Consider the following 22096-nt stretch of genomic DNA (forward strand, 5'->3'; position numbering starts at 1 on the left):
GGCGATGGTAATGGGTCTGTCGCGTGGGCTTTACCTACTGACTGGACGGAATCGATCATGAGTATTTTTCAACGAATAGTGCTGTTGATGAAGGTGCTGGTGTTGTTGTCGTTGGGGATGTCGACGGCCTGGGCGCATAACCCGGTGCATGGCTCAGCCAGGGTGACGAGTAGCCAGAGCCCGGACTTGCAGTTGGCCAAGTCCGAAGCGGAACCCGGCGATAAAGGCCAAGGTGGCACTGAGGGGGATGATGACTCGACCACCGAAGAGCCCGACAGCGACGACGCAGACGAAGGCGATAGCCAGACGTAGGCTCGCCCAGCAATGTAAAGCGCTTCAAACAATGCCTTGGATGGGGTTTCCAAGGCATTGTTATTACTGGCCGTCCACTTTCCTCAGAACGAAGTGGTCACCGACGCGAAGTAAGCCCGCCCTGGCTCATTATAGGTCTGCGCCCCCGCATCCTCGGCGTTGCCTTTGCGCGACAAACGCTTGTCCAGCAGGTTGTTGATGCCCACTCGTACGCTCAGGTTTTTATTGAATTCGTAGCCGCTGCTCAGGCCCATCAGCCCGTACGGGTCGACGTCCTGCTGGGCGCTGCGATCGTAACTGCTGGCGCTGCGTGAGTTGAGCGTCGGCGCCTCCTGCTTGCCGTAATAAGTGCCGCTGACCTGGAAAGACAGCTTGTCAGTGGCTTGCCAGTCCAGCGTGGTGTTGACGGTGTACTTGGGGATGATGCTCAAGGGCTCGCCGGTGTCCTTGTCCTTGGAGTCGATCATGTAGGTCAGGGTGGTGTTCAAGTCCAGATCATCGCGCAGGCTGATGAACAGGTTGCCTTCAACGCCCTGCACCAAGGCTGGGCCGCTGTTTTCCCACTCCAATACACGTCGGCCATTGCCTAGACGGAACGCCGCCTCGTTACTGGCGTTGATCTTGTTCTTGTAGTCATTACGGAAATACGTCGCACTGGTGCGCCAGGTGCCCTTGTCCAAAGCCAGGCCGATTTCCTTGTTGACGCTGATTTCCGGCTTCAGGTCCCGGTTGCCCACCAGGTAGCAACCGCCCATGTTGGCTTCGCTGGCGTTGCAGCCATTGCCACGGCTGTAGAGCAAATAGTTCGGGTTGGACTGGTACAGGTTGGGGGTTTTGTAGGCGCGGGCAATGCCGCCCTTGATGCTCAGTTCATCGGTCAACTGGTGCGAAGCGTTGAAGCTGGGGCTCCAGTTGCCGCCGTATTCCTCATGATCGTCGAAGCGCAAGCCAGGCGTGATGACAGTCTTGCTGCCCAGTTCGATGTTGTCTTCGGCAAATAAGGCGTAGCTTGAGGCGGTGGTCTTGGTGCTGTTGCGGCTGATGCCCGGGATGGCGGGGACGCCGCCGGTGCCTGGGTCATAGCTTTGCGGGCGCAACGAGCCAGGGTCGTTCATCGACTCGTAGAGGTATTCGCTGCCCAGGGTCAGCACCTGTTCCGCACCCACGCTCAGGGGCAGGTTGACCTCGGCAGTGGCCCGGGTATTGCGCAGGCGCGACTCGAAACGACCCGCGCTGGCGGAGGGCGCGCCTTCGCCGGAACCGGCCAGGCCTTCGTTGAGGCGCTCGTTGCGGGTCAGGTCGTGGGTCAGCGTGGCCAGGGTCGAACCCCAGTCGAATTCGCCGCGATGGGTGGCAGAAAAGCTGCTGCGTTGAATCACACTGGTTTCCTTGCCGACCAGGCTTTCCACGAACGCGCCACCGCCGTTGAGCATGGTGTCGCCGGCGAAAATATTGCCCTGGCGGCTGTAGCTGGCTTCCAGGTCGAGGGTTTGCTCGGGGGTGAATTGCCAGCTCAGCAAGCCATTCACGTCTTTATTGCGCACACCTTCGCGGCCGGCTACCAACGAGTCCGGCGTCGCTTGGGCTGCGCGGTTGATATCGGCGTCATCGGCGTCGGTCTTGTTCAGGCCGCCATAGACGCGGAACGCCAGGGTGTCGGTCAGCGGGCCGCTGAGGTTGAAGTTGGTACGCTTGCTCGCGCCTTCGGCATCGTTTTCGGGGAAGGCGGTGTAGGCGGTCAGCGAGCCGTGCAGTTGGTCGGTGGGGCGTTTGGTGATGATATTGATGACACCGCCCATGGCACCGGAGCCATAACGGGCGGCGGCCGGGCCGCGCAGGATTTCAATGCGTTCGACCTCTTCGGCCGGTACCCAGTTGGTTTCGCCACGGGTATCACGATCACCACTCCAGCCGTAACGCACAGCGTTGCGGGAGGTGGACGGCTTGCCATCGATCAGGATCAGGGTGTTTTCCGGGCCCATGCCGCGCAGGTCGATCTGGCGGTTATTGCCACGGCTGCCGCTGGAACTGTTGCCGGTCAGGTTCACACCCGGCTCTCGGCGGATGATTTCCGACAGATCGTTAGTGGGCGGGCGTTTCTTGATGTCTTCGGCGGTGATGATCGACACGCCGGGCGCTTGCTTGAGTTCTTCGGCGGCGGTGCCCAGTACACGTGTCTCGCCCAGCACCAGGGCTTGGGGCGTGCCATCCACAGGCAGGTCTGTCGCTTGGATCGGCACTTTGTCGCGCTCTTTTTCCACACTCTGCGCCAGTAGCGCGGGGGACGAAAGGGTAGCGATAAACGCCAGCGAGAGATGGCTGAGCCTGAATTGAGACGACATGTCCACAAAGTCCTTTAGGAGGGGCGATTGAACGAGAGGCGTCTGAATTTTTTTAGTGCATCCAGCGCTCTCCGTGCGCCGTAATGGTATTGATTCTCAAACAGAAGTAAATTGCATTTACAATCTATACACTTTTTGAAATGCTCTGGCTCAATGTTTTCAGGGCTTTGGGCAGGGGTTCAAACGGTATGTTTTTTTGTTACAACCGCGCAAAAAAAAGCCCCTCCGGCCAGACTGATGCGCAATCTGGCGGGAAGGGCGATGGAACTCATGCAACGAGATCATCCCCACGCTCTGCGTGGGGATGGATCCTGTGACGCTCCGCGTCACTCTTGCGCAAGGCTTGAGCTGGCGGACGCAGAGCGTCGCCGACGGCGTTCCCACGCAGAGCGTGGGAACGATCCCACACAGGGCGGTTGTGTTGCTTCAGGCCACAAATTGCTCCGCGTAATGGCAAGCCACCTGCCGGTTATCCAAAGGACGCAACAGCGGCTCCTCACTGCTGCAACGCGCCGTCGCATACGGGCAGCGCTTGTGGAACGCGCAGCCAGGCGGCGGGTTCAGTGGGTTGGGCAGTTCGCCGACGATCTTGATCTTCGGCTTGCTCGGGTCCGGGTGAATGGTCGGGGTGGCCGACAGCAGCGCCTGAGTGTAAGGGTGCAAGGGGCGTGCGTAGATGTCTTCCTTGGGGCCCACCTCAACCGGGCGGCCGAGGTACATCACCATCACATCGTCAGCGACGTGTTGCACCACCGCCAGGTTGTGGGAGATGAACACGTAGGCGGTGTTGAATTCCTGCTGCAAATCCATGAACAGGTTAAGCACCTGGGCCTGGATCGACACGTCCAGCGCCGAGGTCGGTTCGTCCGCCACCAGCACTTTGGGTTGCAGCATCATCGCTCGGGCCAGCGCGATGCGCTGGCGCTGGCCACCGGAGAACATGTGCGGGTAGCGCTGATAATGCTCAGGGCGCAGGCCCACTTGCTTCATCATCGCCTGCACTTTCTCGCGGCGCTCAGCGGCCGACAGGTTGGTGTTGATCAGCAACGGCTCGGCCAGTTGATCGCCGACTTTCTGGCGGGGATTCAACGAGGCATAGGGGCTCTGGAACACCATCTGCACGTCTTTGCGCAACTGCTTGCGCTGGGCCTTGTCGGCGCCGGCCACTTCTTGCCCGGCGATTTTCAACGAGCCCGACGAGGGCTCTTCAATCAGTGTCAGGGCGCGGGCCAGGGTGGACTTGCCACAGCCCGACTCGCCCACCACGGCGAGGGTCTTGCCGGCTTCCAGCTCAAAAGACACGCCATTAAGGGCACGCACGGTGGCATGGCCCTTGAACAGGCCACGGGACACTTCGTAGTGACGGGTGAGGTCGCGGGCGGTAAGTACGACGGCCATTACGCCACCTCCTGGTTCAGCGGGTAGAAGCAGCGGGCAAGGCTGTTGCTTTTCGGATCGAGGCCCGGCCGCTGGGCGCGGCAGGAGTCCTGCACGTACGGGCAGCGCGGCGACAGCAGGCAACCCTGTGGGCGGTCATAGCGACCCGGCACGATGCCCGGCAGCGTGGCCAGGCGCGTAGCACCGAGGCTGTGCTCGGGAATCGCCTTGAGCAGCGCTTCGCTGTACGGGTGTGCCGGAATGTCGAACAACTGCGGCACCTGGCCGACTTCCACCGCTTGGCCTGCGTACATCACGCACACGCGCTGGGCGGTCTCAGCCACGACCGCAAGGTCGTGGGTGATCAGCACCAGGCCCATGTTCTGCTCTTTTTGCAGGGCCAGCAGCAGTTCCATGATCTGCGCCTGGATGGTCACGTCCAGTGCAGTGGTCGGTTCATCGGCGATCAGCAGTTTGGGCTCGCCGGCAATTGCCATGGCGATGGCCACACGCTGGCTCATACCGCCGGACAGTTGATGCGGGTAGGCGTCCATACGGCTTGCGGCGCCTGGGATCTCGACCTTTTCCAGCAGCTCGATGGCGCGTTTGCGTGCTTGTTTGCCGGACATTTTCAAATGCAGGCGCAGCACTTCTTCGATCTGGAAACCCACGGTGTAGCTGGGGTTCAGCGCGGTCATCGGGTCCTGGAACACCATCGCCAGGTCTTTGCCGACGATCTGGCGGCGCTGGCGGTTGCTCAACTTGAGCATGTCCTTGCCGTCGAAGTTCAGGGCGTCGGCGGTGACGATGCCAGGGTGCTCGATCAGGCCCATCAGCGCCATCATGGTCACGGATTTACCCGAGCCCGACTCGCCAACGATCGCCAGTACTTCGCCCTTGTCGACGGAAATGTCGAGGCCATCGACCACCGGCACGGCGGTCTTGTCGCCGAAGCGCACGTTGAGATTCTTGATTTCTAACAGTGACATGGGAATCTCCTCAGGCGGCGTTCTTGAGTTTCGGGTCCAGCGCGTCGCGCAGGCCGTCACCCATCAAGTTGATTGCCAGCACGCTGAGCAAAATGGTCAAGCCAGGCAGGCTCACGACCCACCAGGCGCGTTCGATGTAGTCACGGGCCGAAGCCAGCATGGTGCCCCACTCAGGGGTTGGCGGTTGTACGCCAAGGCCAAGGAAGCCCAGGGCCGCGGCATCGAGAATCGCCGAGGAAAAGCTCAAGGTCGCCTGTACGATCAGCGGCGCCATGCAGTTAGGCAGTACGGTGATGAACATCAGGCGTGGCAGGCCGGCGCCGGCGAGGCGGGCGGCAGTCACGTAGTCGCGGTTCAGTTCGCCCATCACGGCGGCGCGGGTCAGGCGCACATAGGACGGCAACGACACGATGGCGATGGCGATCACGGTGTTGATCAGGCCAGGGCCGAGGATGGCGACAATCGCCACGGCCAGCAGCAACGACGGCAGGGCCAGCATGATATCCATCAAGCGCATGATGGTCGGGCCGAGCAAGCGCGGGAAGAACCCGGCGAACAGGCCCAGCAGGATGCCCGGGATCAGCGACATCACCACCGACGACAAGCCAATCAGCAACGACAGGCGCGAACCCTGGATCAGGCGCGAGAGCAAGTCACGGCCCAGTTCGTCGGTGCCCAGCAGAAATTGCATTTGCCCGCCCTCCAACCACGCCGGTGGTGTGAGCAGGAAGTCACGGTATTGCTCGCTGGGGTTATGCGGGGCAACCCACGGGGCGAAGATCGCGCAGAACACGATCAGCAACATGAACAGCAGGCCGGCGACCGCGCCTTTGTTCTTGGAGAAGGCTTGCCAGAATTCTTTGTACGGGGACGGGTACAGCAGGCTCTGATCGACTGCTGACACTTGATTAGGTGTGGTCATGGTCATGATCTCAGCGCTGGTGACGGATGCGTGGGTTGGCGAAGCCGTAGAGGATATCCACCACGAAGTTCACCAGGATCACCAGGCAGGCGATCAGCAGAATGCCGTTTTGCACCACCGGGTAGTCCCGCGCGCCAATGGCTTCGATCAGCCATTTGCCGATGCCGGGCCACGAGAAGATGGTTTCGGTCAGTACCGCACCGGCCAGCAGCGTGCCGACTTGCAAGCCGACCACGGTGAGCACCGGGATCAGCGCGTTGCGCAGGCCGTGCACGAACACCACGCGAGCCGGCGACAGGCCCTTGGCCTTGGCGGTACGGATGTAGTCCTCACGCAGCACTTCGAGCATCGACGAACGGGTCATGCGCGCGATCACCGCCAGCGGGATGGTGCCGAGCACGATGGCCGGCAGGATCAGGTGGTGCAACGCATCCCAGAACGCGTCCGGCTCGTCGGCCAGCAGGGTGTCGATCAGCATGAAGCCGGTGCGTGGCTCGATGTCGTAGAGCAGGTCGATACGCCCGGAAACCGGGGTCCAGCCCAGGCTCACCGAGAAGAACATGATCAGGATCAGGCCCCACCAGAAGATCGGCATCGAATATCCCGCCAGGGAGATGCCCATCACCCCATGGTCGAACAGGGACCCTCGCTTGAGTGCCGCGATCACCCCGGCCAACAGGCCCAGGATACCGGCGAACAACAGCGCGGCCATGGACAGTTCCAGGGTCGCGGGGAAGAGGGCGGTGAACTCGGTCCACACGCTGGTGCGGGTGCGCAGCGATTCGCCAAGGTCGCCCTGGGCGAGCTTGCCGACATAGTCCAGGTATTGCGCATACAGCGGCTTGTTAAGGCCAAGGCGCTCCATTGCCTGTGCGTGCATTTCGGGGTCAACCCGTCGCTCGCCCATCATGACTTCTACGGGGTCGCCTGGAATCATGCGAATCAACGCAAAGGTCAGCAACGTGATGCCGAAGAACGTGGGGATCAATAACCCCAGTCGGCGGGCAATAAAACTAAACATCTTGGTGTGTACCTCAATCAGCCGGTTAGGCAGGTCCGGCACCGTCAGTGTCGACGGTGCCGAGCGTTTTTCTTATTTACTTCACCTGGGTGGTGGCGAAGTTATTTGTACCCAGAGGGCTTTGGGTGAAGCCTTCTACGTTCTTGCGCATGGCGGTGAACAGTTTCGGGTAAGCCATTGGAAGCCATGGCTGGTCCTTCTCGAAGACATCTTGTGCTTGTTCATAGAGCGCAGCCCGTAAGGCCGGTTCCTTTTCCGCACGAGCCTTGTCGATCAAGTCCTGAAACTCTTTGTTACACCAGCGTGCGTAGTTTTCGCCGTTTTTCGCCGCATCGCAACTCAGGTTCGGAGTGAGGAAGTTATCCGGGTCGCCGTTGTCACCGACCCAGCCCGCCGAAACCATGTCGTGCTCGCCGTTTTTAGCGCGTTTGAGCATTTCGCCCCATTCCATGACTTTGATATTGACCTTCAGGCCAACCTGCGCCAGATCCGCCTGCATACGCTGGGCGCCGAGCATTGGATTGGGGTTGGTTGGGCCGCCGCCGTTGCGGGTGAACAGGGTGAATTCTGTGCCTTCCGGTACGCCGGCTTCCTTGAGCAGGGCGCGGGCCTTGTCCAGGTCACGGGGTGGGTTCTTCAGTTTTTCGCTGAAACCCAGCAAGGTCGGTGGGTAGGGGCCGGTGCCGACTACCGCGTTGCCTTTGCCGAACAGGGCTTCGGTGTAACCTGCCTTGTCGAACGCGATGTTAATCGCATGGCGTACCCGGGCATCGCTCATGTATTTGCGCGTGGTGTTCAATGCGGTGTAGCTGGTGGTCATCGCAGCCAGTTCATCGACTTTCAGGTTCGGATCTTTCTTGATGCTTGGGATGTCATCCGGCTTGGGGAACAACGCGATCTGACATTCGTTGGCCTTGAGCTTTTGCAGGCGCACGTTGTTATCGGTGGTGATCGCCAGAATCAGCGGGTCGACCGCCGGTTTGCCGCGGAAGTAGTCCGGGTTGGCCTTGAAGCGCGCCTGGGCATCTTTCTGGTAGCGATTGAAGACGAATGGGCCAGTGCCGATAGGCTTGGCGTTGAGGTCTTCAGTTTTACCGGACTTGAGCAACTGGTCGGCGTATTCCTTCGAGTGGATTGAAGAGAATGCCATGCCCAGATCGGCCAGGAACGGAGCTTCTGGGCGGGTCAGGGTAAAGACGACGGTGTGATCATCGGTCTTCTCTACGCTCTTGAGCAGTTCCTTGAAACCCATGCTTTCGAAATACGGGTAACCCACGAGAGATTTGTTATGCCACGGATGATTCGGGTCCAGCTGGCGCTGGAAGCTCCAAAGCACATCATCGGCGTTCAGGTTGCGCGTGGGTTTGAAATAGTCGGTGGTGTGGAACTTGATGTCGTCACGCAGGTGGAAGGTATAGGTCAGGCCATCGGCGCTGATTTCCGGCAGGTCTTTGGCCAGGGCAGGCACCACTTCTGTGGTGCCGGGCTTGAAGTCCACCAGGCGGTTGAACATGGTTTCAGCGGCGGCGTCAGCGGTCACGGCAGTGGTGTACAGGACCGGGTCGAAACCTTCCGGGCTGGCTTCGGTGCAGACCACCAGCGGTTTGGCCGAAACGCCGATCGCCACGCTCAACAGCGCAGCGGCCATGGCGGCTTGTAGTGGGAGCATTTTCATTCAGAGCCCTCTGCAATCGATGGAGCCAGAAAAGCGTAGGCGACGGGCTCGTCCTGAGCTCGCCGCCTGCCTGGCACTAATTAAAGGATGTTGAAGGGGATGGTGGTAACCAGACGGAACTCTTTGATGCTGCCGTCGGACTGGAACTCGCTGCCACGGTGCTCAACATAGGTTGCACGCACGGTGGTGGCTTTGAGTGGGCCGCTCTGCAGCGCGTAAGAGGCGCCTACACCGTATTCCTGGTGCTTCTCGCCGTCCTGGGACTGGATGCCGTCATAGGCAAACTTGGCCCGGCCGTTGTTGCCGGTGTAGTGGGTGCCGTCGATGCCCCAGCCGCGTGCCGAGTAGGCGTTGAACTTCAGGCCAGGTACGCCGTATTCAGCCATGTTGATGGCATAGGCGATCTGGAAGGATTTCTCGTTCGGGCCGTTGAAGTCAGACGTCAGGGAGTTGGCCAGGTAGATACCGTTGGTTTCGTGCAGGTAGTCGAAGTACTCGTTACCGTTCACTTGCTGGTAGCCGAAGGTCAGGCTGTGTGCCTGGTGAGTCAGGCCCAGGGAGAGGGAGAAGGTATCGTTGTCGATTTCCCCCATCTCTTTTTTGCCTTCGTCGACAGTCTTGTAGTAGTTGAAGCCGGTGGTCAGGCCCAACTGCTGCGCGTCGCCCAGTTCGTGGGTGGCGCCGAAGTAGTACTGGTTCCAGAAGTCCTTCACGTTGGCGGCGAAGAAGCTGGTCTTCAGGCTTTTCAGCGGCTGGTAGTTCACACCCAGGGTCGACACTTTGTCGGTTTCTGCGCCGTTGCCGTATTCGCTGCGGAATTTCGACAGGCTCTGCTCGCTACGTGGCGAAACGCGGTCGAACACGCCACCCTGGAACGACAGGTTGCTGAACTCTTCGCTGTTAAAGCTCACACCCTGGAAGCTGGAAGGCAGGGCACGGTTGCCGATGGTGTCGACGATGCCGCTGCTGAAGTTCTGGCGACCGGCGGTCAGTGTGGTGTTGGACACACGGAATTGCACGTTGGCCAGGCCCAGTTTGCTCCACTGGTCGACGGCGTCACCGTTGGAGTCGGCCAGGGTACGGTTGGAGCCGCCTTTGATATCACGCTTGCTGCGGTCCAGTACCAGGGCGTTGTACACCGCCACTTCAGTCTTGACCCCAACGGTGCCCTGGGTGAAGCCCGAGCTGGCGTTGAGGATGGTGCCTTGCACCCAGTTGGTACGGTTGCGGTCGGTCAGGGTCTGGCCGTGTTTCTGGTACGAGAAGGTGCCCCCACGGTATTTGCTTTCATGGGAGTACCAGTTACGCGTGGTGCCGCCCAGGCTGAAATCTTCGATAAAGCCTTTGGCCTCGCTTTGGGCGCTGGTGCCGGCCAGGGTGGTAGGAACGAAGTCCTGGCTTTGCGTTTCAGCGTAGGCGGTGGCCGTGATGCTGCTGATGGCCAAGGCCAGAAGCGCTTTGCTGCTCAGTTTCATGGGTGAAGCTCCTTTGGTTCTCTTTTTTAATGCCGGTCTTTTTGGGTGATCCGGCTATTGGGTGTGGAACTCGTTCAAGCTATTGCAAACGTTTGGCGTAGGAAATTTCCCAACAAAAGCCGCACGTTTGCCGGGGAGCCGATTTCGCTCCCCGCCATCCGGTTATTGTCTTATGGGTTGATGCTGACGCCCGAGAACACGTTGCGGCCGAAGGGGCTTACCTTGAAGCCTTCGACTTTGGCGCTTAACGGCTGGTTGACCGTCGAGTGGGCGATAGGCGTGATCGGCACCTGCTGCTTGAGCAGTTGCTGCGCCTGTTTGTACAGAACAGTCCTTTGTTCGCGGTCGGTCACGACCTTGGCTTGCTTGATCAGCTTGTCGTACGCCGGGTCGCACCACATGGAGTAGTTGTTCCCGCCGATGGCGTCGCAGCTGTAGAGGGTGCCGAGCCAGTTGTCCGGGTCACCATTGTCGCCGGTCCAGCCGATCAGGCTGACATCGTGCTCACCGTTTTTGGTGCGCTTGATGTACTCGCCCCACTCATAGCTGACGATCTTGACCTTGAGGCCGATCTTGGCCCAGTCGTTTTGCAGCATCTCGGCCATCAGCTTGGCGTTGGGGTTGTACGGGCGCTGTACCGGCATGGCCCACAGAGTGATCTCGGTGCCTTCCTTGACGCCGGCGGCCTTGAGCAACTCCTTGGCTTTTTCCGGGTTGTAGGCGGCATCCTTGATGCTGTCGTCGTAAGACCACTGCGTCGGCGGCATGGCGTTGACCGCCAGTTGCCCGGCGCCCTGGTACACGGCGTTGAGAATGCTCTGCTTGTTCACCGCCATGTCCAGCGCCTGGCGTACTTCAAGCTGATCGAACGGCTTGTGGCGCACGTTGTAGGAGATATAGCCGAGGTTGAAGCCCGGCTTGGTCAGCAGCTGCAGGTTCGGGTCGGCCTTGAGGGCTTCGACATCGGCGGGGCGTGGATGCAGGGTCACCTGGCATTCGCCGGCCTTGAGTTTTTGCACGCGTACCGAGGCGTCGGTGTTGATGGCGAAGATCAGTTGGTCCAGCTTGACGCGGCTCGGGTCCCAGTACTGTTTGTTGCCCACGTAGCGGATCTGCGAGTCTTTCTGGTAACGCTGGAACACGAACGGGCCAGTGCCGATCGGCTTCTGGTTGATGTCGCTGGGCCGGCCTTGCTTGAGCAACTGCTCGGCGTATTCGGCCGAAAGGATCGCGGCAAAGCTCATGGCGATGTTTTGCACGAACGCGGCGTCGACCGTGTTCAGGGTCATCACCACGGTGTAGGGGCCTGTTTTCTCGACCTTGGCGATGTTCTTGTTCAGGCTCATCCCGTTGAAGTACGGAAACTCGGTAGGGTAGGCCTTGCGAAACGGGTGGTCGGGGTCAAGCATGCGGTTGAAGGTGAACAGCACGTCGTCGGCGTTGAAGTCCCGCGTCGGCTTGAATTCCTTGTTGCTGTGGAATTTCACCCCTTCACGCAGGTGGAAGGTGTAGGTCAGGCCATCCGGGGAGATATCCCACTTGGTTGCCAGCCCAGGGACGACGTCGGTGGCGCCTTTTTCGAACTCCACCAAACGGTTATACAAAGGCTCCGCCGCATCGTTGTCGGTGGCGGTGGTGTATTGCGCAGTGTCAAACCCTGCCGGGCTGCCTTCGGAGCAGAACACCAGGCTCTTCTTTTCGGCGGCTTGGCCCATCGTGGCCACGGCCAGCAGGCTGGTGGCAAACAGAGCGGATACAACGGTTGTATGGCGCATGACGTTCCCGGTCCTTGTTTGTAGTTATCAACAGCGAGCCTTCCTGCTGGCGTGCAGCCAGGCAGACCTCACTGATCCCACACACAGCAAGTGCCCTTCACCAGAATGATGCCGCTGCTGTCCTACGACCTTATGGGGCGCTGACCTTGCAGTAAATGCGTCAATTCTGACTGACCTTGTAGGCAACGGAGGCACGGGTCGCAGTTCATTGCTGTAGGACGGCAACGCTTGCAAACGTAGTCTGTTTCCTAAGGTCCAGGCGGATGGAATAACGGCGACGTTATGAAACGTCGCCGTTATTGATCCTTACTTGCCGCTGACGCTAACGCCGTAGAAGGAGTTCAAGCCAAACGGGCTGATCTTGAAGTCCTGTACGGTATTACGCATGGGTTGATACACCGTCGAGTGCGCGATAGGTGTCATCGGGACTGCATCTTTGAGGATATGTTGCGCCTGCTTATACAGCTCGGTGCGTTTGGCGACATCCGATGTGGCCTTGGCTTCTTTCACGATGCCGTCGAATTTCTTGTCGCACCACTTGGAGAAGTTGTTGCCCGACAGCGAGTCGCAGCCGAACAGCACGTTCAGCCAGTTGTCCGGGTCACCATTGTCGCCGCTCCAGCCAATGATCATGGCCTGGTTCTCGCCGCCCTTGGAGCGCTTGATGTACTCGCCCCACTCGTAGCTGACGATGTTGACCTTCAGGCCGATCTGTTTCCAGTCGTTCTGCAGCATCTCGGCCATCAACTTGGCGTTGGGGTTGTAGGGGCGCTGAACCGGCATGGCCCACAGGGTGATCTCGGTGCCTTCCTTGACGCCAGCGGCCTTGAGCAGCTCTTTGGCTTTGGCAGGATCGTACTTGGCATCCTTGATGGTGTTGTCATAGGACCACTGGGTCGGCGGCATGGCGTTGACTGCCAGCTGGCCGGCACCCTGGTACACGGAGTCGATGATCTGCTGCTTGTTCACCGACATGTCCAGGGCTTCACGGACGCGCAGGTCAGCCAGCGGGTTCGCGGCGGTCTGGCCCTTGAGTACTGGCATGACGTTATAGGCGATGTAGCCCAGGTTGAAACCGGCCTGGTGCGGCAGTTTCAGGTCCTTGTCCTCACCCAGCGCCTTGAGGTCGGCCGGACGTGGGAACAGGGTGATCTGGCATTCGTTTTTCTTGAGCTTCTGGATACGCACCGACGGGTCAGTGGTGATAGCGAAGATCAGGTTATCGATCTTCACGTCTTCAGGTTTCCAGTAATCCTTGTTGCCGGTGTAGCGAATGTTCGAATCTTTCTGGTAGCTCTTGAACACGAACGGGCCAGTGCCGACCGGCTTCTGGTTGATGTCGGCAGGCTTGCCTTCCTTCAACAGCTGCGCAGCGTATTCGGCGGACTGGATCGAGGCGAAGCTCATGGCCAGGTTCTGGATGAACGCGGCGTCCACGGTGCCAAGGGTGAACTTGACAGTGTGGTCATCGACTTTTTCGATGTTCTTGATGTTGGTGTCCATCCCCATGTCCGTGAAGTACGGGAACTCGGTGGGGTAGGCCTTACGGAATGGATCGTCTTTATTGATCATCCGGTTGAAGGTGAACAGTACGTCGTCAGCCGAGAATTCACGAGTAGGCTTGAAGTACGGGGTGGTGTGGAACTTGACGCCTTCGCGAAGGTGGAAGGTGTACGTCAGGCCATCCGGGGAAACGTCCCAGCTGGTGGCCAGGCCAGGAACGACGGCAGTGCCGCCACGTTCGAACTGGCTCAGGCGGTTGAACATGGTTTCGGCCGAGGCATCGAAGTCTGTTCCGGTGGTGTACTGGCCTGGATCAAAACCGGCCGGGCTCCCTTCGGAGCAGAACACCAGGTTAGTTGCCGCAAGGGCTACGGGGGCTGCGGCCATAAGGCCAGCGCTCACTAATAACGGAAGGACTGCGTGTTTAAGCATGTTGGCCTCATGATTTGTTGTCATTTTTGGTGGTGAGGGCGACCTCGTGAGTCGGCCTGCGGATACTTATGCAGGCGCCATACCCAATGCAAGATGCAGAGCGGTTGCAAAGGGAAAACTGTGGTACGAACGTACAGGAATGTCGCAATTATGAAAGTTTCGACACAAAAGTGCTTGTTTGGAGGGTTTTTTCGGTGCAAATGGCGCACCAAAAAAGCCCAGCCGAGGCGTCTAGCGCACTCGGTTGGGGCGCGGCTGTTACTTATCTAGACCCACACCGTAGAACGGCGTTAGCCCAAACGGGCTGATCTTGAAGTCCTGCACTTGCTTGCGCATAGGCTGGAAAACCGTCGAGTTCGCAATAGGCGTTATAGGTACTTGTTCCTTAAGGATTTTCTGTGCCTGTTGATACCACTTGATGCGCTGCTCACGGTCACTGCTGACCTTGGCCTGCTGCACCAGCTTGTCGTAGGCCGGGTTACACCATTTGGCGTAGTTGCTGCCCTTGACCGCGGCACAACTGTAGAGCACGCCCAGCCAGTTATCGGGGTCGCCGTTGTCGCCGGTCCAGCCATAAATCATTGCATCGTGCTCGCCATTTTTGGCGCGCTTGATGTATTCGCCCCACTCATAGCTGACGATGTTGGCCTTGATGCCGACCTTGGCCCAATCCTGTTGAATCATTTGTGCGGACATCCGCGCATTCGGGTTTGAGGCGCGTTGTACGGTCATTGCCCACAGGTTGATGGTGGTACCTGGTGCAACCCCTGCTTCTTTTAGTAGCAACCGTGCCTTGGTCGGGTCGTAGGGGGCGTCCTGGATGTTCGGGTCATAAGACCACTGCGCGGGAGGCAGTGCGTTCTGCGCCAATTGCCCGGCGCCCTGGTACACGGCCTTGATGATCGCGGGCTTGTCGATGGCCATGTCCAGGGCCTGGCGCACCTTGAGCTGGTCCAGCGGCGGGTGAGTCACGTTATAGGCCAAAAAGCCCAGGTTGAAGCCTGCTTGTTGCAACACGCGCAGGTTGGGGTCTTGCTTCATCACCTCGATATCGGCGGGGCGCGGGTAACCGCTGACCTGGCATTCGCCGGCCTTGAGTTTTTGCAGGCGTGCGGCGGCGTCCGGGGTGATGGCGAACACCAGGTTGTCGAGCTTCACGTCCTCGGGTTTCCAATACTGTTTATTGGCCACGTAGCGGATCTGCGAGTCCTTCTGATAGCGCTTGAACACAAACGGCCCGGTACCGACCGGTTGTTGGTTGATCTGTTCGGCCTTGCCCTCTTTCAGCAGTTGGGCGGCGTATTCGGCCGATTGCACCGAGGCGAAACTCATGGCCAGGTTTTGCACGAACGAAGCATCGACCGTGTTCAGGTTGAACCGCACGCTGTGCTCGTCGAGTTTTTCGACGCTCTTGATCGTGGTGTTCAAGCCCATGTCGGTGAAGTAGGGCGACTCGGATGGGTAGGCCTTGCGAAACGGGCTCTGGGCATCGAGCAGGCGATTAAAAGTGAACAGCACGTCATCGGCGTTGAAATCGCGGGTCGGGGTGAAGAAGTCGGTGGTGTGGAACTTGACGCCTTCACGCAGGTGAAAGGTGTACGTCAGGCCATCCTTCGAAACATCCCAGCTCGTCGCCAGACCAGGCTCCACCTCGGTGCCACCGCGCTTGAACTGGGTCAGGCGGTTGAACACGGTTTCGGCGGAGGCATCGAAATCGGTGCCACTGGTGTACTGGCTGGGGTCGAAGCCGGCGGGGCTGGCTTCGGAGCAGTAGACCAGGGTCGTGGCGGCCTGGGCCATCGGCATAAAGGCCACAAGGCTTGCGGCGAGGAGTAGTGGCTTGACGGCGATTCTTTGCATAAAGACCCCTGAAATGGCGGGCATATTAAAGCTGCCCAAACGAAAACGGCGGTCACCGAGGTTACCGCCGTTCAGCTGGCTTAGGTAGGAGATACGTTTATGCGGGGGGAGACTTCTATCCGGATGGGAGCCGATTTGTCGATTGTAACGGGCTGGCCATCTATTTCATTACTTTCACGAAGGGTGAACGTTCGAGTGGCTGTTATGTTCACGTCATCGGCGAGGGTGGACTCACCTCTAACCGCATATTTCAGGTGCCATTGGGTGGTTATGGTGACCTCTGTTTCATTTTTTAAAGGGTTGTAGTCGATGACGTACCGCCTTTTGCCAACGTTGCTGCTAAAGCCGGGCTTCACTCGGGGAGGCTGCAATTCAAACCACACAGGAGCGGACGAGCCTTGATGAGCAACCTCTGAAATTGCCGCTCGCATGTCAGGATCGGGCACGATGTGCTCAAATTTATCGATCCCGTCCCTTATAAGCCCCTCACGAATCGGCTCTTCTAAGTTATTGGGGATAGTCATTCCTGCTATCTGCCGAGATATGTCGATTTCAACGTTCTCCAGGCCAGGGCGCCTTATTGTGTAAGGGTCTCGGTTGATGTCTTTGATAAATTGTTCGGAGTAATTGCTGGTACCGAACGGGGATGAGGAGGCTCTTTCCGATGCGGATACCGTGAAATCCCCGCTGTCGGCTGTCCAAGAAAAGACAGGGCGATTCTTTAAAACACCGTTCTCCTCCTCGACGCTGATGCCATATTTATAGTTCGCTTGCTCTTCAACGTTGAAATACTTGTCGAATATGTCAGCGCCTTTCATTTTGGTACCGTCTAACTCAATAAAATTATCCGATACCTGTGCAGGGGTTTTTATATCGTTACTGAGTGTCGGGGACTCAGTTCGCGGCCACGGCCACTGCCACTTCACCCCGCCATCGCCCGGCGCACGGGCCCACTCTCCATCACGCCCGGGTGTGATGATCATCAGTCCCGCGCCGTTATCAGGGTTGATGACTCTGGCAAACACATCGCCGGTGCGGTAACGCCCCGATATCTCAAATACCTTGCTCGCCCCCGTCTCATCGGTAAGGCGCACGAATTGGCGCAGTGCTCCCTGGCTGTCGGATATTCGGTAGACACCCAGCGCGTCGCGGGGCGCGTCCTTTATCAACTGTTCACCCTCGGGGACAGCATAGGGCGCCATCGGCAGTAGGGGGCGGGATTTTGGCGCCGGAGCCCCCGCGTCGTTGACCACCTGAGTACCATTGGATGGCCCGGGTTTCGGTTCTTCAATTTCGGTGACTTGTGGTTGAACAAGCGGGTTTCTCACCGGCAGTTCTTTCTTCGGCGGCAGTGCAAAAGGATCTTCAGGGACGGTACTCGCCCCGATGGAAAATAATGTGTTCAGCACACCATCGAGTGCTCGGGAGGCCCCGTTGTCGCGTTCCGCCTCGGTGTCTCCGGACGCGGATTGTTCGAACCCCAGCCCCAGTTCGGTCAGCCCGGCAATTACTGCGGCACCGGTGACCGGTGCTGCGATGGGAGCAAGCTTGGCCAGTAACCCCGCGGCCACGGTAATGTCATTGAGCCATGTGTCCCGCGTCACTTCGCTGTTGGATTTGACGACAACGTCGGTATCACTCGTCATGCGTTGTTTGGCAGCGGTTGCCAGGGTGGAAAACACGTCCCCCTCGATCTTTGACTGACTGCTTTTATTCAGCGGTGTTTTCAGAGCGTCGGCGGCCATTTTCTTGAAGAGGGCGTCCAGGCCATCTCGCGTGTCGCCAATACCTGTAAAGCTCCCGCCCGGTACGAACCCGCTTGCCAGTTGTATGAGAACGCCAGGCTTACGGTTCTGACGATCAGCCAACGAGAAGTGCGCGAGCAGCGACTGGCTTTTTTTCGGGTCCTTGGTCTGGTCAATCACCCATTGATTGAGCTTGTCCAAGGAGTCGAAGCGCAGAAATGCCGGTTTGGCTCCAGGTAGGTAAAGCACTTGCCGGCCAGCGTCGTCGTTGCTGAATCGAAGAATGTCGCTGGATATAAAACCGTGGATATCAAGGGCATGCACTTGGGGGGTGCTGTTTACTGGCGCTTTAGCCTGCAGCTGTTCAAGGCTCAGGGGGGTGTTTTCGTCGAGTGGAATATTGTTTGCCGCCGCCATTACCAGGCTGTAGTCGCCACGGGTGAACTGATGTTCGGGGGCTTGTAACGCTCGCTCAGCAGATGACCCGGCTTCGGCGCTCTTCAGTTGTTCTCGGGCCTGGGAAACAAACTCGCCCTTGATTACCGTCTGGTAGTCATCGGTATGCGCGCTCCAGAACGCGTCGAATTTCTGGGTCATCTGGGTCTGAAAGTCGGTTTTCCAGCTTTCATGCATCACTTGGGACGGCTTGAGGTCGATTTGATTGTGTTTTCCGTAGCCGCCGTTTTCGCTTTGCCCGGCAGGCTGGGTATACAAACCCGCGTCGAGGTCGAGGTTGCCAGGCACCCAGTCGTGCTCGGAGAAGTTTTTCAGCAGGGCGTCGGGCAAGCGCAGCGAAGACCAGGGCTCCTGGAATGTGTGTTCCCAGCCGGTCGCCGTGTCCGCGCTTTCGCCGCCTTTGAAGCGATTCAAGTAGACGGTGTCGGAGTCGATAGGTTTGCCCGTGAGTTTGAGCAGCAGGTCATCCGCCCACTTCTTGGCTTCTGCCCGCGTATTGGGCAGGTTGTTGGCGACCTCAACCGCCAGGCGCTTGTAAGCCAAGGCCTGTGGTGCGGTGCTGTAGTACCTGGCGGCGTTGTGTTGTTGCACTAGCAGCGCCTGTGCCGAGCGGCTGCTGGCAGGGCGCAGGTGGTCATCGGCGGGGATAGGGTCGAAGGTGTCTTTATGTTCCAGGTGCCTGATTTGCGCACGGGCCTGTGTCAGTGTTTGCGGCAGGGAAACGCCTTCAAAGTTGGCCACCACTTTTGCGCTGACCTGTATGGAGTCCTCGCTCAGCCTCACACGCAAATCACCGTTATTGCCAGGGGCGATAACTTTTGCGGCGTCCAGCAATGGCCCTGAAATTTGCCCCCAGCCTGAGGTATCCGACAGTTGAAAGGTTTTGGTTTTACCCTCGACCTCGGCCGACAAGGTACCGGTAGAGGGGTTGATTGAAAGCAGGGTGTCTGGAGCGAAGTGTCGTTCGCGCAGCCAGCTCTGGACAACGGTGTTTTCCAAAAGCCTGCGATACAGCCCAAGCCATTGACCCAGGGTACTTTGGGGCGGGACGGTTATAAGCCCGGCATTGCCGTGTAACACCTTGCGCTGTGCGGCCTCGAGGTAGGCCTTGAGCAGTGCTGTTTCGTCGGGTTGGACGGGATTGGCTGTTGGCGGGACTGCGGGTGGCGTCTGCGCTTGAGTGCTCGGTGTCGGATGCAGTGATGCAGAGGGTATTGGATTGATTGATAGGGACATGAATTCGGCTCTCATTGTGTGAATAAATGCCAGCACAGCCCTCCCTGGTAGCTATGGCAGTAATGAGTCGTGAAAGCCGGGCACTTGATTCCTGCCAGATATGCTGCTGGATATGACGTGGCGCCAACGCAAAAAAAAGGCGCACGCCCCGTGGGGCTGCGCCTCTGTCCTGTCTAAAAAAGTTACTGTAAAACTTCGATCACGCCGTCGGCACTCATAGTGACCTGGCTGGTGCCGGCTTCCACTTCAGGCGTCGGCGCTGAATCGGCCATGGCGGCTTTCATCATCATGCCGCCATTGCGGGCGTAGGGCATCGGGTAGCCATTGGTGTTGAAGTTCAGGTTGACGATCTTGTAGCCCTTGCCGCCGAGTGCATCGGTAGCCAGTTGCGCGCGCGCCTTGAACGCCGCCACCGCGTCTTTGAGCAGCGCATCTTCGCTGGCCTTGCGGGTGGCGTCGGCGATGGCGAAGTCCATGCTGTCCATTTTCAAGGTGTTCAACAACTCGCCGGTGAGTTTGGACAGCGCCGGGAAGTCCGCGCTTTCCAGGCGCAGCTCGGCGCGTTCACGCCAGCCGGTGATCTTCTGGTTCTTGCTGTCGTAGATCGGGTAGCTGTTGCGGCTGCCCTGGCGCAAGGTCACGCCTTTGACTTCGCGCGCCTGGCCCAGGGCCTGGTTCAGGGTGGTGGTAATTTCGGCGGCGAGCTTGGCCGGGTCGGCGTTTTGCGATTCGGTGTAAAGGGTGACGATCATCTTGTCGCGGGCCACTTCCTGGCTGGCTTCGGCGCGCAGGGAGATCTGGTTGTAATGCAATGCATCGGCGGCCATGGCCGGCAAGCTGGCCAGGGCGCTGGCGCTGAGGGTAATGATGGCTGCACTGCGAATGAAACGAGACATGGAAGCTCCTTGAGATAGTCGTGCTCGGTAAGACTGTAGACGTTGGCACTGGGTTCTTCGGGTTTACACATTACCTACAAGTTATGCGGGCGCCGACGAACGGTCATTTGCCCGGCCTGCGTCAAAGAGCCACACGCGCCGTGCCAGCCGGTCTGCTTCGTTTATACTCGTGCCGATCCGCCTGCAGCGCTCAACGGGAGAGCTCATGCTCGCCGCCGTAAAACTGACTTCCGCCACTCGCCAGAACCTCTGGCGCCTGACGTTCATTCGCACCCTGGTATTGGCCGCACAGGCCGGTTCCGTCGGGCTTGCCTATTGGTTCGACCTGCTGCCGCTGCCCTGGCTGCAACTGGCTGTGACCCTGGGGTTTTCCACCGTATTGTGTGTGTTCACCGCCATTCGATTGCGTACCACCTGGCCTGTGACCGAGCTGGAGTACGCCCTGCAACTGGCCTGTGACCTGTTTATCCACAGCGTGTTGCTGTACTTCTCCGGTGGTTCTACCAACCCCTTCGTCTCGTATTACCTGGTGCCTTTGACCATCGCCGCCGTGACCCTGCCGTGGCGCTATTCGGTGGTGCTGTCGGGCATCGCGCTGACGCTGTACACCTTGCTGTTGGCGCAGTTCTACCCCTTGCAGACATTCCCCATCGCCCGGGAAAACCTGCAGATCTACGGGATGTGGTTGAGCTTCGCCCTGTCGGCGGCAGTCATTACCTTCTTTGCCGCGCGCATGGCCGAAGAACTGCGCCGCCAGGAAGAACTGCGCGCCATTCGCCGGGAAGAGGGCCTGCGTGACCAGCAGTTGCTGGCCGTTGCCACCCAGGCTGCCGGCGCCGCCCATGAGTTGGGCACGCCGCTGGCGACCATGAGCGTGCTGCTCAAGGAAATGACCCAGGACCATCACGACCCGGCCCTGCAGGACGATTTGAGCGTGCTGCAGGAGCAGGTCAAACAGTGCAAGCTGACGCTCCAGCAACTGGTGCGCGCCGCCGAAGCCAATCGCCGTCTGGCGGTCGAAATGCAAGACGTCACCCAGTGGCTCGATGAGGCGCTCAACCGCTGGCACCTGATGCGTCCCGAAGCCAGTTACCGTTTCAACCTGCTGGGCCAAGGCAGCGTACCGCGCATGGCGCCACCGCCAGACCTGACCCAGGCGCTGCTCAACTTGTTGAACAATGCAGCCGACGCCTGCCCTGAAGGCCTCGGTGTGCAGTTGGACTGGGACGCCGAAAACGTCACCATCAGCATTCGTGACCATGGCGCGGGCGTGCCGTTGGCCATTGCCGAGCAGATCGGCAAACCCTTCTTTACCACCAAGGGCAAAGGCTTCGGTCTGGGCCTGTTTTTGAGCAAGGCCAGCGTGACCCGCGCGGGCGGCTCAGTGAAGCTCTATAGTCATGAGGAAGGTGGCACGCTCACCGAGCTGCGCCTGCCCCGTGTCGCACGAGGAGATATCGATGAGTGACGAGATCCAAGTCGAAGGCGAAGAACTGCCGCACCTGTTGCTGGTAGATGACGACGCGACCTTTACCCGCGTGATGGCACGCGCCATGAGCCGGCGCGGTTTTCGCGTCAGCACCGCAGGCTCTGCCGAAGAGGGCCTGACCATCGCCCAGGCCGACCTGCCGGACTACGCCGCCCTGGACCTGAAAATGGACGGCGACTCGGGCCTGGTGCTGCTGCCCAAGCTGCTGGAACTTGACCCGGAAATGCGCGTGGTGATCCTCACCGGTTACTCCAGCATCGCCACCGCCGTCGAGGCGATCAAACGCGGCGCCTGCAATTACCTGTGCAAGCCGGCGGATGCCGACGACGTGCTGGCTGCCTTGCTGTCCGAGCATGCCGACCTCGACACCCTGGTGCCGGAAAACCCGATGTCGGTAGACCGCCTGCAGTGGGAACACATCCAGCGTGTGTTGACCGAACACGAAGGCAATATCTCCGCCACCGCCCGCGCCCTGGGCATGCACCGCCGCACGCTGCAACGCAAGCTGCAGAAGCGCCCGGTACGACGCTGAACGGCGACTGAACAACCCGCTTCAGGCTGCACGGACGCACGAACCGATCACCTATGATC

The 22096-nt window shown here is 59.3% G+C and carries 15 protein-coding genes; 3 read left to right on the plus strand and 12 right to left on the minus strand.

Features of this window, described 5'->3' with window-relative positions:
* Window positions 1-57: 57 nt before the first annotated feature.
* Entirely contained in the window at window positions 58-312 is a 255-nt protein-coding gene (locus ACWHXD_RS04710; RefSeq protein ID WP_138761286.1) for a hypothetical protein, read from the plus strand.
* Window positions 313-395: 83 nt separating this feature from the next.
* Here the strand turns inward: ACWHXD_RS04710 and ACWHXD_RS04715 are convergent, their stop codons facing one another.
* The 12 genes from ACWHXD_RS04715 to ACWHXD_RS04770 all read right to left on the minus strand — a co-directional run bounded on the left by ACWHXD_RS04715 (window position 396) and on the right by ACWHXD_RS04770 (window position 20016).
* Window positions 396-2654, minus strand: coding sequence for a TonB-dependent siderophore receptor (locus ACWHXD_RS04715; RefSeq protein WP_138761287.1), 2259 nt, complete (start codon window positions 2652-2654; stop codon window positions 396-398).
* Between the two features lie 426 nt (window positions 2655-3080).
* Entirely contained in the window at window positions 3081-4052 is a 972-nt protein-coding gene (locus ACWHXD_RS04720) for a peptide ABC transporter ATP-binding protein (protein WP_003188483.1), read from the minus strand.
* Window positions 4052-5020 carry an ABC transporter ATP-binding protein gene (locus ACWHXD_RS04725; RefSeq protein ID WP_014716896.1) on the minus strand — a complete coding sequence of 323 codons (969 nt, stop codon included), beginning with the start codon at window positions 5018-5020 and terminating at the stop codon, window positions 4052-4054. Before ACWHXD_RS04725 ends, ACWHXD_RS04720 begins: the two co-directional genes overlap by 1 nt.
* Before the next feature lie 10 nt (window positions 5021-5030).
* Entirely contained in the window at window positions 5031-5942 is a 912-nt protein-coding gene (locus tag ACWHXD_RS04730) for an ABC transporter permease subunit (protein ID WP_138761288.1), read from the minus strand.
* 10 nt (window positions 5943-5952) lie between these two features.
* A complete protein-coding gene (locus ACWHXD_RS04735) occupies window positions 5953-6963 on the minus strand; it encodes an ABC transporter permease subunit (protein ID WP_003171721.1) in 1011 nt (336 codons plus the stop codon).
* Between the two features lie 76 nt (window positions 6964-7039).
* Window positions 7040-8638: an ABC transporter substrate-binding protein gene (locus ACWHXD_RS04740; protein WP_032893592.1), complete on the minus strand. Its 1599-nt coding sequence runs from the start codon at window positions 8636-8638 to the stop codon at window positions 7040-7042.
* A gap of 80 nt (window positions 8639-8718) precedes the next feature.
* A complete protein-coding gene (locus ACWHXD_RS04745) occupies window positions 8719-10113 on the minus strand; it encodes an OprD family outer membrane porin (protein WP_003188488.1) in 1395 nt (464 codons plus the stop codon).
* Window positions 10114-10283: 170 nt separating this feature from the next.
* Window positions 10284-11828, minus strand: coding sequence for an ABC transporter substrate-binding protein (locus ACWHXD_RS04750; RefSeq protein ID WP_370874668.1), 1545 nt, complete (start codon window positions 11826-11828; stop codon window positions 10284-10286).
* Between the two features lie 366 nt (window positions 11829-12194).
* Window positions 12195-13823: an ABC transporter substrate-binding protein gene (locus ACWHXD_RS04755; protein ID WP_138761289.1), complete on the minus strand. Its 1629-nt coding sequence runs from the start codon at window positions 13821-13823 to the stop codon at window positions 12195-12197.
* A gap of 258 nt (window positions 13824-14081) precedes the next feature.
* Window positions 14082-15683 (minus strand): ABC transporter substrate-binding protein, encoded by a 1602-nt coding sequence (locus tag ACWHXD_RS04760; protein WP_032893590.1) that lies wholly within the window; start codon window positions 15681-15683, stop codon window positions 14082-14084.
* 80 nt (window positions 15684-15763) lie between these two features.
* Window positions 15764-19120, minus strand: a complete 3357-nt coding sequence (locus ACWHXD_RS04765; protein WP_098949577.1) for a dermonecrotic toxin domain-containing protein — start codon at window positions 19118-19120, stop codon at window positions 15764-15766.
* A gap of 182 nt (window positions 19121-19302) precedes the next feature.
* The gene (locus ACWHXD_RS04770) at window positions 19303-20016 is read right to left on the minus strand and encodes an SIMPL domain-containing protein (RefSeq protein ID WP_032893587.1); all 714 of its coding nucleotides are present in this window, start codon (window positions 20014-20016) and stop codon (window positions 19303-19305) included.
* A 205-nt stretch (window positions 20017-20221) separates the two neighbouring features.
* On the opposite strand from ACWHXD_RS04770, the gene ACWHXD_RS04775 reads away from it, so the two are divergent.
* Complete coding sequence (locus tag ACWHXD_RS04775) at window positions 20222-21484, plus strand: ATP-binding protein (protein WP_003188495.1); 1263 nt, start codon at window positions 20222-20224, stop codon at window positions 21482-21484.
* Window positions 21477-22037 carry a response regulator transcription factor gene (locus ACWHXD_RS04780; RefSeq protein WP_003171731.1) on the plus strand — a complete coding sequence of 187 codons (561 nt, stop codon included), beginning with the start codon at window positions 21477-21479 and terminating at the stop codon, window positions 22035-22037. The genes ACWHXD_RS04775 and ACWHXD_RS04780 overlap by 8 nt, the downstream gene beginning before the upstream one ends.
* Window positions 22038-22096: the final 59 nt, after the last annotated feature.

It is taken from the genome of Pseudomonas fjordensis (assembly GCF_976987115.1).